We start from the raw sequence: 13,427 nt of genomic DNA on the forward strand, positions 1-13,427 counted from the left end.
AGGCCGCACAGCTGTACGCCACCATCAAACGCCTCACTGACCCGGTTGCGGTCAGCGCCGCTCTCGATGCGCACCGGGCGATGCTGGACCGCGGTCAGCCGCAACCGGCCGCCGCCTGACTCCATCCCCACCAACAACAGAGACCCTCGTCATGACCCACACCGCTTTCATCACCGGCGCCACCTCCGGTTTCGGCCGCGCCTGTGCCCGCCGCTTTGCCACCGCCGGCTGGAATCTCGTTCTCAGTGGCCGCCGCAGCGAGCGCCTGGCGGAGCTGGCACGGGAACTGGAACCCCTCTGCCGGGTACAGACCCTGACCCTGGACGTCCGCGATACAGCGGCGGTACAGACCGCGGTGGCGGCGCTGGAGAGCCCGTTCAGGGAGGTTTACGCGCTGGTCAACAACGCCGGGCTGGCACTGGGCACCGCACCGGCCCAGGACTGTGACCTGGAGCAGTGGCACCGCATGATCGACACCAACATCAAGGGGCTGACCACGGTCACCCACGCCCTGTTGCCAACGCTGATCGACAGCGGCGCCGGCAGCAGCATCGTCAATATCGGCTCGGTCGCGGGCCATTGGCCCTACCCGGGCGGCAACGTCTATTGCGGCAGCAAGGCCTTTGTCGAGCAGTTTTCCTATGCCCTGCGCAGCGACCTGCAGGGTACCGGCGTGCGGGTGAGCTGCCTGGCGCCGGGGCTGTCGGAAAGCGAGTTTACCCTGGTGCGCACCGGCGGCGACCAGGCGGCCCACGACCGCATGTACCAGGGCGCCGACCCCATCCAGCCCGAAGACATCGCAGAGACCGTGTTCTGGCTCGCGACCCTGCCGCGGCACCTGAACGTCAATTCCCTGGAGCTTATGGCAGTCAGCCAGTCCTGGTCGCCGTTTACCATTACCCGCCGCTGACCGGCGTCGGATGGCGTCCCGCTAGGGCTGCAGGGACGCCTCCCGGGCACGCTTGAACTCCACTCCCTCGTTCCAGCTGGGAAAATCCCGGCTGGCGGCGAGCTCGCGCCCCATCTGCAGCAGCAACATCACCTCCTGGGCGGCACCGCTGAGATCCCAGGCGGGATCATACTCGTCCGAGGGCTTGTGGTAGTGATTGGCAGTGTAGTCGCGCAAGCGTGTATCGCCCCAGGCTTTGCCGTGTTCGACACTGTCGGTGGAATTGGTCAGATACAGGGCCGGAATACCGACCCGCGCCAGGGAGAAGTGGTCGGAACGGTAGTAGTAACCTTTTTCCGGGTAGGGTTCCTGCACTATCACCCTGCCCTGGGCCTCTGCTGCGCGCGCCAGGTAGTCCTCCAGCTCGCTGTTGCCGTAGCCCACCACCGCCACATCACGGGTACGACCGATATTGCCGGCGGCAATGTTGTCCATGTTGAAATTGGCGACGGTTTTCGCCGGCGGGAAAATGGGGTTTTCGCTGTAGAACTTTGAGCCCAGCAACCCGGATTCCTCCGCGGTGACCGCCAGAAACAGAACGGACCGTTCCGGCGGCGTTGCCTGGGCCTGCAGCTGGCGGGCGATTGCCAGCAGACCGGCGACGCCCGAGGCGTTGTCACTGGCTCCGTTGTAGATATTGTCGCCTTCGTCATCCGGGCGTACGCCGAGATGATCCCAGTGCGCGGTGTAGATAATCACCTCGTCCGGGTAGGCGGAACCCGGAATCAGCGCTGCCACATTGCGAGAGAGGTGATCGGCCAGGGTGTTTTCCAGCTGCACGGAGGCGCTGAGACCGCCCAGCGGCCGCGCCTTGAACCCCGCCTGTCGGGCAGCTCGCTTGCTCTCCTGGTAGTCCAGCCCCACAGCCTTGAACAGGGCCTCCGCCTGGGCCCGCGGCACCCAGCCCTCCACCGCCAGCTTGTCCTTGTGGCGGTTGTCGGCGCTGAGGCCGATTTTGGCCCCGGACCAACTGTTGCGCACCACCTCCCAGGGGTAGGCGGCGGCATCGGTCTCATGCACGATCAGGGCTCCCGCTGCGCCCTGCCTGGCCGCCTCCGCGTATTTGTAGTCCCAGCGGCCGTAGTAGGTCATGGCGTTGCCGTTGAACAGGGCCGGGTCCTGGGTAGCGAAGCCGGGGTCGTTGATCAGCACCACCACGGTCTTGCCGGTCACGTCGATGCCCGCATAATCGTTCCAGCCGCGTTCGGGAGCGTTGATGCCGTAGCCCACGAACACCAGCTCGGAGTCCTTGATCCCGGTGCTGGCGACCTGCTGCTGGGTGGCGACCATCATCTCGCTACCGTAAGCCAGGTCCGCGCTGAAGTCGGGGCCGCGAATCTCCAGCACCGCGGTGGGCGCGCTGGTTACCGCGGTAATCGGCACTTCCTGCACCCAGCTGTCGCCGTTGCCGGGCTGGGTGCCAAGCTCGGCAAAGTGCTTCTTCAGCCAGGCAATGGTCTTGTCTTCGCCCGGGGTGCCGGGTGCGCGCCCGGCGTAGGTATCATCCGCAAGTTCAGCAATATGAAAGTGCAGGTCGCGCTGGATCTGGGCGTCAACGGTATCGGTGGCGGGCTGTCCGTGAGCCAGCACAGCGGCCAGGGCGCCGGTCCCGGCCAGCGCAGCAAGTAGCTTCATCATGTTGTCTCCGCGACGTTTTTGGCCGGCCATGATACCCCCATCGCACCCGCCCCGCCTACCGCCGGCCAGCCGGCGCAAATCCGTGCAAGGAGTGATACTCTCGCTCCCTGTACCGGAGGCCCCCGCCCCGCTTGACGCCAGGACAGCGAACCATGACCACCAGCAACACAGTTGACCCAGCGGCCGACACCGCGTTTTTTGGCCACCCCCGCGGGCTGTACGTCTGCTTCGCCACCGAGATGTGGGAGCGTTTCTCCTTTTACGGCATGAAGTACCTGCTGCTGCTCTACCTGACCAAATACCACTTGTTTTCCGATGCCAACGGCCTTGAAGTTCTCGGCGGTTATGCCGCGCTGGTCTACGCCATGCCGGTCATCGGCGGGCTGCTCGCGGACCGCTACCTCGGCATGCGCAAGTCGGTCGTATTCGGCGGCCTGTTGCTGGTACTGGGTCATTTGGGCATGGCAGTCGAAGGCGAGCAGGCCCGGCTGCTTGGGGATACTGTGATCCGCGACGACCGGGCACTGCAGGTCTTCTATTTTTCGCTGGCACTCATCGTGGTCGGAGTGGGCTTTCTGAAGCCCAATATCTCGACCATCGTCGGTCGCCTGTACGCGGAGGACGACCCGCGCCGGGACGCGGGATTCACCATCTTCTACATGGGGATCAATCTCGGCGCATTTGTCGCCACCCTGCTCTGCGGCTACCTGGGCGTCACCTATGGCTGGGGCTACGGTTTCGGCGTTGCCGGTATCGGCATGCTGATCGGCCTCGCCAGCTTCCTCCTGGGCCAGAAGCACCTGCACGGGCTGGCCGAGCCGGCGCAGCCGGACAAACTGCGGGAGCAGTCGCCGCTGGGCATCAACAAGGAGCTGACCATCTACCTGGCGGGACTTGCCGGCGTCTTCGCCGCCTGGCAGATGCTGCAGTTCCACGGCGCTGTCGGGGCGCTATTGAATGTGCTGGCCCTGGTCGTCGCGCTGGCCCTCGCCTGGTTCATCACCTTCCGCTGCAACGCGGTGGAGCGCAGCCGGATGATTGTGCTGGTGGTGCTCACCGTCTCCAGCGTCGTTTTCTGGTCCCTGTTCGAACAGAGCTCCGCCTCCATGACCCTGTATGCCGACCGGGTCATGGACCGCCGTGTCTTTGGCATCAATTTCACCGCGGCCCAGTACGGCTTCTTCAACTCCTTCTTCATCTTCCTGCTCGCACCGGTCTTTGCCTGGCTGTGGACATCGCTGGGCCGCCGCGGTATCGAGCCCAGCACCCCGGTCAAGTTTGCCCTTGGCGTCGGCCTGGCGGGGCTGGGATTCGGCGCGCTGGTAGTGGGTGCCGCGACACCCAATGAGGCCGGCCTGGTGCTGGGGTACTGGATGGTCCTCGCCTACCTGCTGCACACCGCGGGCGAACTCTGCCTCTCCCCGGTCGGCCTCTCCGCCGTGACCAAGCTGGCGGTACCCAGCATCGTCGGGGTGATGATGGGAGCGTGGTTCCTGGCAACCGCCTACTCCCAGCACGTGGCGGCACAGCTGTCCAAACTCGCCGCGCTGGATGCCCAGACCGGCGTCGCCGACGTTGGCACGGCGCTCGCCAGCTATACCGAGCTGTTCACCAGCCTGTTTTATGTCGGGCTGGGTATTGCGGTGCTGCAGTTGCTGATCGCCCCGCTGCTGCGGAAAATGATGCACGGCATTCACTGAAGGCGCCAGTCGCCAGAGGGCTTGAGAGCATGAGCAAAAAAAAGCAGCGGGAATTCGACGTTATCATCTGGGGCGCCACGGGCTTCACCGGCCAGCTGGTCGCAGACTACATGGCCCAGACCTATGGCACCGGGGACGCACTGCGCTGGGCCCTGGCGGGGCGCAGCAAGGACAAACTGCAGTCGCTGCAAGCGGAGCTGCAGGCCCGGCACGGGGGCGCGCCGCTGCCGCTCCTGGTGGCAGACAGCAGTGACTCCACATCGCTGCTGGAGATGGTCCAGCGCACCCGGGTTGTCTGCACGACCGTCGGCCCCTACGCCCGCTACGGCACTGAACTGGTCGCTGCCTGCGCCGGCTCCGGAACACACTACTGCGATCTCACCGGTGAAGTACAGTGGATGGCACGGGTCATTCCCCGGTACCAGGCCGCCGCCGAGGACAGCGGCGCGCGCCTGGTCCATACCTGCGGGTTCGACTCCATTCCCTCCGACATGGGGACCTGGTTCCTGCAGCAGCGCATGCTGGAGCGCCACGGAGTTCCCGCGCACTACGTCAAGAGCAGGGTCGGGCGCAACAAGGGCGCCGCCAGCGGCGGCACCATTGCCAGCATGCTCGAGGTCCTCGATGAAGCCAAACGCGACCGCACGGTGCGCAAGCTGCTCACCAATCCCTACGCCCTCTGCCCACCCGGCACCACAGGACTGGACGGCCCGGACCAGGCCGGTCCGCGCTATGACAGCGATTTCGAGCGCTGGACCTGCCCCTTTATCATGGCGGCCATCAATGGCCGGGTGGTCCGCCGCACCCACTGCCTGCTCGGCAAGCCCTGGGGCGAGGACTTTCAGTATGACGAGGCGCAACTGTGCAGTTCCCGCGCCCAGGCCCTGCGCAATACGCTGGCGATAGGTGGTGCCATGGCAGGGCTCGCGACGGCTCCCGGGCGCAAATTGCTGGCCCGGTTCCTGCCCAGGCCCGGAGAGGGGCCCAGCCGCAAGCAGCGTGAAGCGGGCCACTACGAGCTGTTTTTCCACGGCGTCCATCCCCGTGACAGGGCACTGGATTTGCGGGTGCGGGTGGCGGCGCAGCTGGACCCGGGCTACGGCTCGACATCGCGCATGTTGGCGGAGGCGGCGGTATGCCTGGCGCAGGACCCGCTGCAGGTGGCTGGCGGTTTCTGGACGCCTGCCTCGGCCATGGGCGAGCACCTGCTGACGCGTCTGGTGGACAACGCCGGCCTCACCTTCGAGGAAGTGGCCGTCGATCAGGCGGCTCCCTGAGACTGGCAAAGCAACGACAAAGGCCGTACATTGCCCGACAACAACTTCAACAACAAAAAGGGGCGCAGGCGCCGGGTGAATCGGTTCAACCTCTCGTTCCGGGGAGAGATCCTCCCGGGCCACGACCCGGAAGCCGCCAGGCGCAACTTTTCCCGGCTGTTTGCTATCCGCGACCCCCAGCGCATAGAGCAGTTTTTCTCCGGCACACCAGTGGTCCTGCGTCGCAACCTCGACCCGACCAAGGCGGCATCCTGGCAGCTGCGGATGCGCGGCCTGGGACTGCAGGCGGAACTGATCAAGCATATCAAGGAGACCGAGGCGCCGGTTCCGCCGCCACCAGCTCCGCGGCAGGCGCCACCCGCCCCGGCTCCCCGACAGGTTCCACCCGCACCGCCCCCACCGCAAGCCGCACCCACACCCGCTCCCCGACGGGCCCCACCCGAGCCAACTCCCCAGCGGCCGTCAACTGCGCGGGCTGCTCGTCCAGGCGTGGCAATAAAGCCACTGCACCCGCCCCGCAGCGGGGCGCGCTGGGCGCCGAATCCCTATACGTTGCGCCCCTACCAGGCCGGCACTGCCCAGCGCCAGCGACCGCTGCAGGCAGCGCGGCTGAAACAGGCCGGCGCCGTCGTCGCCCTTGTTGCCCTGCTCGCGCTGGGACTGGTGGTTGCGGGTCTGCGCATGCTGCCCCCACCGGCGCCCGTACCGCAGCTGATTGCCGCGGCGAGCCAGCGCGGCGGCGGCGACCTCATGCTCGCGACCAGCGACCTGCTGATACAGCATGACCGCTCGGGGGCAGAACAGGAAACACTCCTGCTCCGCGAACTGGGCTTTACCGGTGAACTCGCTGGACTGGTCTGGGAGAGTCCGCAAACCCTGTTGCTCCTGGCCGACACCAGTGCCGGTGGCAACCTCTACCGCTGCCAGCTCCAGCAGCGCCAATGCCGCTTGCTGGCCGATGAATCGGGCCCGCTGCAGGCCACTGCAGTAACGGTGATCCCGGCCAGCGGCCGGCTGATCCTGGCAGACAGCGCCCGCTCGCTGCTGTCCCTCCACGATACCCGGGGCCGGCAGCTCGCCAGCAGTGAAACCCCCCTGCCGGCGCGACCGATTCTGCGGGTCCAGGACGGCCTGTTGCTGGTGAACAGCACCGAAGGTCCGGGGATCAGCGTTCTCCGCTACGAGGCCCGGGCTTTCGGCCAACAGCTTGATGAAATTCTGCTGTTGCCCCCTGCCGCGCTCGCCGCCGGCCTTGCGGTCACCCGGGATTTCGCCCGCAGCGGAGACCAGTGGTGGGCCACCCTGGAGCACCCGGAAACCGGGGCCGCAGGCGTGTTCCGCTTTGATAAGCTGTGGAATACCCTGGCGGAAGTCACCCTGCCGGCCGAGCACGATCCCGGCGCGCTGGTGCCCTGGGGTACGCGCATGCTGGTGCTGGACCCGAATCAACGCCAACTGCTGCGCTTCAGCGCCCAGGGGGAACCGGGTGTGGCCCTGGCGTCGCCCCACCTCCAGGACCTGGCAGACGCCCATGTGCGAACCCTGGACTTGCGCGCGCGCCTCGGGGCTGTGGCAACCACCCTGCTCGCGCTGCTGGCGCTGGCCGCGTGCTGCTTCACATTCTGGCAACACCTGCGACACCGGGTCTTTGCCGCCGATCGCCAGCGCTCTGCTCCGGTGCTCGGCAAGCGAGCCGGCGATATCTTCTGGCTGCCACCGCGTGTACAGCGACCGGGGCGGCTCATCACGCTGTTGCGCAGCCTCGGCATGCAACAGCAATACATCGGTGTACGCGGAAACAGCCTGGTGCTGGTGGACCACCGGGGGGTCTACCACGTCGGCAATGGTATCCAGCTGCAACAGCACCCCTGGTTCCTGCGGGCGGAGGAGGTCATCGTCTACACCGGCCCGGGCCGGCGCGCCTTCGCCGGCGATGCCTGGCCGCTGGTCCGGCCCGCACTGGCGGCAGCGGGCAAGGCGGATGCAGGGACAATCGCGGCGGGGCTGCTGGAGAGTCGCCACCCATTGGCGCTGGCTGGCGCCCTGCTGTTAATCCTGCTGTTGGGGACCAGCCTGGCACTGTTAATCTGACGGGGCAGCAGCTCTGCAATTTCGCTATACTCCCGGGCTTGCAGGTGCCGCAGCCCTCCGTGTGGCACACCTGGCAAGGAGCTCTGGTCCCGCATGCAAAACCAAAAACCCAAGCGCAGGCGTACTCGGCCGCGGCGCGACGTCGCCCTCATGGTGACCTGTCTGGCGGACCTGATGCGTCCCTCGGTAGGCTTTGCCGCCGTGCGCCTGCTGGAGCGGGCCGGTTGCCGGGTGACGGTGCCTGAACGCCAAACCTGCTGCGGCCAGCCCGCCTACAACAGCGGCGATGTCAACGCCGCGGTACCGGTGGCGCGCGCGGTGATCGAAATGTTCGAACCCTACGACTACGTGGTAATCCCCTCCGGCTCCTGTGCCGGCATGCTGTCCCGGCACTACCCGGCACTGTTCGAGGGCGAGTGGCGCGACCGCGCCCTGGCACTGGCGGCCAAGACCTGGGAGCTGACCCGGTTCCTCACCGAAGTGGCTCCCCTGCCCCCGCCAAAAAGGCCTCCCCTGGATGCCACCGTCACCTACCACGACGGTTGCGCGGGTCTACGCGAACAGGATATCAAGCAGCAGCCGCGCCAGCTGCTCCTGCAGCAGTGCGGTGTCGAAATCAGTGAGCTGTCGCAAACCGAGGTCTGCTGCGGCTTTGGCGGGACTTTCTGTGCCAAGATGCCTGCCATATCAACCAAGATGGCGGACGACAAGCTGGACAGCGCGGTGGCTACCGGGGCCGACATTTTGCTGGGCGGCGACCTGGGCTGCCTGTTGCAGCTCGCCGGCCGCGCCAGGCGCCGGGGCCTGGAGCTGGAGATACGCCACGTGGCTGAAGTACTGGCGGGCACGCCCCCGGGGCCGGGCATCGGGGACCCCAGCGGGTGAAGCATACCAGCAGCGAATTCACGCAACACGCCGAGGCCGCGCTGGCAGATGCGGGCAGAGCCCAGCGACGGGACCTGCTGGGACTGTTCATGCCCCTGGCCCGCGATGCCGCGGCGACCCGCTACGGCGACTTCGAGGCCCTGCGCGCACACCTGAAACGGGTGCGAACACACACCATGGACCACCTGGACCACTACCTCGCCCGCTTCGAGGAAGCGGCCCTGGGCAACGGCAACCAGGTCCATTTTGCCGCCACCTCCGAGCAACTCAACAAGACTGTGCTGTCCATCTGCCAGGCGCACAGCGCGCGCCGGGTGGCCAAGGGCAAGTCCATGGTCACCGAGGAAACCGCGCTCAACGAACAGCTCCTGAAAGCGGGGCTGGAGGTCATTGAAACCGACCTGGGCGAGTACATCATCCAGCAGGCTGGCGAGACTCCCAGCCACATCGTCGGCCCGGCCCTGCACAAGTCCCTGCCCGAGATCCGCCAGTTGTTTTTAGACCGGCACAAACTCGGCGAGCGCTCGCTGGAGCAGGTCGAGGACATCGTAGCCGAAGCCAGAAGCATCCTCCGCGAGCAGTTCCTGCAGGCCGATGTGGGAATTATCGGCGCCAACGCACTGATCGCCGAGAACGGCTCCACCATGCTGGTGACCAACGAGGGCAACGGTGATCTCTGCGCCAACCTGCCACCGGTGTTGATCGTCTGCACCACGCTTGAGCGTATTCTGCCGCGGGCGGAGGACGCGATGGCACTGCAGCGCCTGCTGGTGCGCTCGGCCACCGGCCAACCGCAAACCTGCTACACAAGTTTCTATTCGGGGCCCCGGCGCGAGGACGATGTCGACGGACCGCTGGAGACCCATATCATCCTGCTAGACAACAAGCGCACGGACATACTGGCCAGCGACTACAGCGAAATCCTGGACTGCATCCGCTGCGGTGCCTGCCTGAATCACTGTCCTGTCTACGTCGGCGTGGGTGGTCATGCCTACGGCTGGGTCTACCCCGGCCCCATGGGCTCGGTGCTCACCCCGTTGCTCACCTCGCTGGAGCAGAGCAACGCTCTCCCCAACGCCTGCACCAGTTGCGGACGCTGCGCGGAAGTATGCCCGGCGAACATCCCCCTGCCCGACCTGCTGCGCGATCTGCGCCAGGAAGAGAACCAGCGCCAGCTCAATTCCCCGAGCTGGCGGAAAGGCCTGCGAGTGCACGCCTGGGTGCTGCGGCATCCCGCCCTGTACCGGCGCCTGGGCGGTTGGGCGATGTCTGTCCTGGGTTTGCTGGGCAGGCGCCGGGGCGGCTTCCGCAGGCTGCCCTTCGCCGCGGGCTGGACCGGAACCCGGGATTTTCCTGCCCCGGAGGGCGGCACCTTCATGCAGCAGTACCGCAGGCGGACCAGAGGGGGAAGACGCCGTGGCTGAATCCGCACGCAGTGAAATTCTGGCGCGGTTGCGCGCCAACTCCAGCCCTGCGACCGCGGAGCAGATTGGACAAGAGCTGGCGGCGCTGGGATTTTCCAGCCCCGCGGCCCCGGCCGCGGCGGACCACTGCATCGCGTTTATGGCCAATGTTCTGGCCAACAAGGGCAGCGTCGAACTGGCGGCAGATCGGGCTGAGGCAGTACGGGTCGTGGGGCGCTACCTCTACAACCGCTTCCGCACCCACAAGCTGGTGGCGGGCAATGATCCGCGCATCGCCGCCATGCCCTGGCGCGACGCGGGCGTCCTGCCGCGGTTCGGCGCTGCGGAAAATGGTGACAGCGCCGCCCTGAGCTACGCTCGGCTGGGAGTTGCCGAGACCGGCGCGATCGTCACCTGGACCGGCCGCGCCAATCCCGGACGCAACAATCTGCTGCCGGAGGATCACCTGGTGCTGGTCAATCGCGAGGATGTGGTGGCCAGCCTGGAAGAGGCCTGGCGGCGCATTCGGCAGGACCTGCCCGCGGGCACCTGGCCGCGGGGAATCACCTTTACCGCCGGCCCTTCAAGTACCGCCGATGTCGAGGCCCGGCTGGTGATGGGTGCGCACGGCCCCCGCCGCTGGCATGTGATTCTGGTCGGTGCGACACCCACCGAGGCACTGGCCGAGGCCAGGGCGCTCAGCGGCGCCGATGGTACCTGACCACCCGGCGGCCACCCCCGTTGTGAACCGCCTCAACCAGTGTTGCGCATACCCGCCGCAATGCCCGCGAACGTCACCATGATTGCCTGCTCCAGTAACGGCTGGGCCTGCTGTCGCTGTCGCTGCAGAAGCTCCGGCTGCAGGACATTCAACGGGTCGGTGTAGATGTTGCGCAACTGGATGGATTCCCGGATCCAGGGCGAATCCGCCAGCAGCGTGGGGTTGCCGACAATCTCAAGCACCGTGGCGATATCCTGCTGCAGGCCCGCGCGCAGGGTTTTGCCCAAATGCTGCAGGGGCTCGGGCACCAGACAGGCATCGTAGTGTGCCGAAAGGCCGCTGTCCGCCTTGGCGTAGACCATTTCCAGCATCGACAGGCGCGTGGCAAAAAACGGCCATCCCGAGGCCATTTCCCGCAGCAGGTCGGCATGGCCCGCGTCCAGGGCCCGCTGCAGGGCCGCCCCCGCCCCCAGCCAGGCTGGCAGCATCAGCCGGTTCTGGGACCAGGCGAAAATCCAGGGAATGGCGCGCAGGCTCTCAATCCCGCCGCCACCCCGGCGCCGCGCCGGGCGCGAACCCAGTGGCAGGCCCGCCAGCTCCTGTTCCGGCGTCGCGTGGCGGAAATAGTCGATGAAATCGGGCTCCTCACGGATCATTCCCCGGTACACGGCGCAGGAGTCCGCGGCCAGCGATTCCATCAGGTCGCGCCAGGCCTGGCGCGGGGCCGGCGGGTTTTGCAGGTTGGCGCGACAAATAGCGCTGGTATAGAGCGCCAGGGTCTTGATCGCCAGCGAAGTCCAGCCGAGCTTGGCGCGGATCATCTCGCCCTGCTCGGTCACCCTGAGCCCCTGCTGCAGCGACCCGGGTGGCTGCGACAGCAGGGCCGCCTGGGCAGGTGCGCCACCGCGACCGATAGTGCCACCGCGACCGTGGAACAGGGTCAGTTTAACGCTGTGCTCCTGGCACACCGCAAGCAACTCCTCCTGGGCTCGGTACTGCGCCCAGGCGGCTGCCAGGACCCCTGCGTCCTTGGCGGAATCCGAGTAGCCAATCATGACCATCATCCGGCCATGGATATGTCCCCGATACCAACTGTCATCCAGCAGCGAGGAAACCACCTCCCGGGCGCGGGACAGGTCATCGAGGGTTTCAAACAGCGGTGCCACCGGCAGGTCGAAGGGGCACCCCGCCTCGCGCAATAGCAGGTGCACTGCGAGCACATCCGACGCCTGCCGCGCCATGGAAATCACATACGCACCCAGGGCCTCCCGGGGCTGGCGCGCAATCACGGCGAAGGTCGCCAGCACTTCCGCCACATCGGGCGTCGGCGACCAGCGCGGAGGAATCAACGGCCGGCGACTGGCCAGCTCCTGGCGCAGGAAGGCACAGCGCGCGGCCTCATCCCACTCCGCGTAATCGCCGATTCCCAGCCAGGAGGTTAGCTCTGACAGTACCTCGGTGTGGCGAGCACTGTCCTGGCGCACGTCGTGCCGCACCAGATGAACACCGAAGCAGCGTACCCGGCGCAGCAGGTCGAGCAGGGCCCCGTCCGCGATGGCCGCCATGCCGCAATCCCTGAGGGACTGGTAGCACAGCTCCAGAGGCTGCCAAAGATCCGCCCGGGACAGCAGCGGCCCCTCCGGCAAGGGGCTGGTCCGGGTCCCCGAGGGCCGTTCGCCGGCCTTCAGGGCCAGCTCAATGGCTTCCAGATCGCCCTTCAGACGATCGCGCAGCTGTCGCAAGACCGTCCGGTAAGGTTCATGCGATCCGGCGGCAGCCCCTGCCAGGGCCTCATTGCAGACGGTCATGGACAGCTCTTCGACCAGGCGCGTCACATCCTGCAGGTAAAGCTCGGTCGCCTGCCACCGACTGAGCCAGAGGACCTCTTCCGTCACCGCGGCGGTGACGTTGGGATTGCCGTCGCGATCGCTGCCCATCCAGGAACCAAAACTCACCGGCGCCGCCTCCAGTGGCAGCCTGGCACCACAGCACTCGAACAGCGCAGTGTCGAGGCGCCGCAGGAACTCCGGCACAGCGCGCCAGAGTGAGTCCTCGACCACCGCGAACCCCCACTTGGCCTCATCCACCGGGGAGGGGCGCTCAGTGCGAAAATCGTCGCCGTACCAGATCTGGGTGACAAGTTCGCGCAGCCTGGCCTGCAGCTGCTCCTGCTCCCGGGGAGTGAGCCCCGACAGCTCCAGCTGGGACAGACAGCGGCCTATCTCGGTGTGCTTGTGAATCAGGGTGCGGCGCATGATCTCGGTGGGGTGTGCAGTCAGCACCAGGTCAATACTGAGCTGGTTGACCGCGGCCACGATAGCCTCGGCGGCTACCCCCTCCTCCAGCAGGGCATTGAAATTGCCGGTCAGGTTGCGCGAGGCCGAGAACAGCGGGTCCATCTGCCGCGAGACGGTGTGATGCTGATCGGCGATATTGGCCAGATTGAGAAACTGGCTGAAGGCGCGGGCCACCGGCACCAGCTGCTCGTTGTCGAGGTTGCGCAACACCGCCAGCAGCTCGTCGTGGGAGTTGCCTTCGGCGCCGACGCGGGCGGACTTGGACAGACGCCGGATCTTCTCCACCAGGGCCAGGAAGTCGTCGCCGTTGGCCGCCGCGATAATCTCCCCCAGCAGATGGCCGAGGGAGCTGACGTTGCTGCGCAGCTGGCTGTAATCAGACCGCTGCCCGGTCTCTTGCGGGTCGGCGCTCACCATTGCTGCAGTCTCTGCAGCAGATCACAGACCCGAGCCGAGTAGCCCCACT

The 13,427-nt window shown here is 66.6% G+C and carries 9 protein-coding genes; 7 read left to right on the forward strand and 2 right to left on the reverse strand.

Going from position 1 to position 13,427, the window contains the following annotated elements:
* Window positions 1-151 precede the first annotated feature (151 nt).
* Entirely contained in the window at window positions 152-910 is a 759-nt protein-coding gene (locus tag RJQ10_RS07395) for an SDR family NAD(P)-dependent oxidoreductase (RefSeq protein WP_350145155.1), read from the forward strand.
* A 21-nt stretch (window positions 911-931) separates the two neighbouring features.
* On the opposite strand, the gene RJQ10_RS07400 is transcribed toward RJQ10_RS07395, so the two are convergent.
* On the reverse strand, window positions 932-2,587 hold the full coding sequence (locus RJQ10_RS07400; RefSeq protein WP_350145157.1) for a M28 family metallopeptidase: 1,656 nt from the start codon (window positions 2,585-2,587) through the stop codon (window positions 932-934).
* Between the two features lie 152 nt (window positions 2,588-2,739).
* Between RJQ10_RS07400 and RJQ10_RS07405 the strand changes: the two genes are divergently transcribed.
* The 6 genes from RJQ10_RS07405 to RJQ10_RS07430 all read left to right on the forward strand — a co-directional run bounded on the left by RJQ10_RS07405 (window position 2,740) and on the right by RJQ10_RS07430 (window position 10,664).
* A complete protein-coding gene (locus RJQ10_RS07405; protein WP_350145159.1) occupies window positions 2,740-4,287 on the forward strand; it encodes a peptide MFS transporter in 1,548 nt (515 codons plus the stop codon).
* Between the two features lie 29 nt (window positions 4,288-4,316).
* The gene (locus RJQ10_RS07410) at window positions 4,317-5,564 is read left to right on the forward strand and encodes a saccharopine dehydrogenase family protein (RefSeq protein WP_350145161.1); all 1,248 of its coding nucleotides are present in this window, start codon (window positions 4,317-4,319) and stop codon (window positions 5,562-5,564) included.
* A 75-nt stretch (window positions 5,565-5,639) separates the two neighbouring features.
* Window positions 5,640-7,655, forward strand: a complete 2,016-nt coding sequence (locus tag RJQ10_RS07415; RefSeq protein WP_350145163.1) for a hypothetical protein — start codon at window positions 5,640-5,642, stop codon at window positions 7,653-7,655.
* Window positions 7,656-7,748: 93 nt separating this feature from the next.
* The gene (locus tag RJQ10_RS07420) at window positions 7,749-8,540 is read left to right on the forward strand and encodes a (Fe-S)-binding protein (protein ID WP_350145165.1); all 792 of its coding nucleotides are present in this window, start codon (window positions 7,749-7,751) and stop codon (window positions 8,538-8,540) included.
* On the forward strand, window positions 8,537-9,964 hold the full coding sequence (locus RJQ10_RS07425) for a lactate utilization protein B (RefSeq protein WP_350145167.1): 1,428 nt from the start codon (window positions 8,537-8,539) through the stop codon (window positions 9,962-9,964). The genes RJQ10_RS07420 and RJQ10_RS07425 overlap by 4 nt, the downstream gene beginning before the upstream one ends.
* Window positions 9,957-10,664 (forward strand): LutC/YkgG family protein, encoded by a 708-nt coding sequence (locus RJQ10_RS07430; RefSeq protein WP_350145168.1) that lies wholly within the window; start codon window positions 9,957-9,959, stop codon window positions 10,662-10,664. Before RJQ10_RS07425 ends, RJQ10_RS07430 begins: the two co-directional genes overlap by 8 nt.
* Window positions 10,665-10,696: 32 nt before the next feature.
* Here RJQ10_RS07430 and ppc read toward each other — a convergent pair whose 3' ends face one another.
* Entirely contained in the window at window positions 10,697-13,378 is a 2,682-nt protein-coding gene (ppc, locus tag RJQ10_RS07435; protein ID WP_350145170.1) for a phosphoenolpyruvate carboxylase, read from the reverse strand.
* Window positions 13,379-13,427: the final 49 nt, after the last annotated feature.

This window comes from Haliea sp. (assembly GCF_040222615.1).
Classification (GTDB): Bacteria; Pseudomonadota; Gammaproteobacteria; order Pseudomonadales; family Halieaceae; genus Haliea.

Excerpts from the sequence above, each read along its gene's own strand:
- RJQ10_RS07405 (WP_350145159.1), top strand. The coding sequence starts at position 2,740 with ATGACCACCAGCAACACAGTTGACCCAGCGGCCGACACCGCGTTTTTT.
- RJQ10_RS07395 (WP_350145155.1), top strand. The coding sequence starts at position 152 with ATGACCCACACCGCTTTCATCACCGGCGCCACCTCCGGTTTCGGCCGC.
- ppc (WP_350145170.1), bottom strand. The coding sequence starts at position 13,378 with ATGGTGAGCGCCGACCCGCAAGAGACCGGGCAGCGGTCTGATTACAGC.
- RJQ10_RS07410 (WP_350145161.1), top strand. The coding sequence starts at position 4,317 with ATGAGCAAAAAAAAGCAGCGGGAATTCGACGTTATCATCTGGGGCGCC.
- RJQ10_RS07400 (WP_350145157.1), bottom strand. The coding sequence starts at position 2,587 with ATGATGAAGCTACTTGCTGCGCTGGCCGGGACCGGCGCCCTGGCCGCT.
- RJQ10_RS07420 (WP_350145165.1), top strand. The coding sequence starts at position 7,749 with ATGCAAAACCAAAAACCCAAGCGCAGGCGTACTCGGCCGCGGCGCGAC.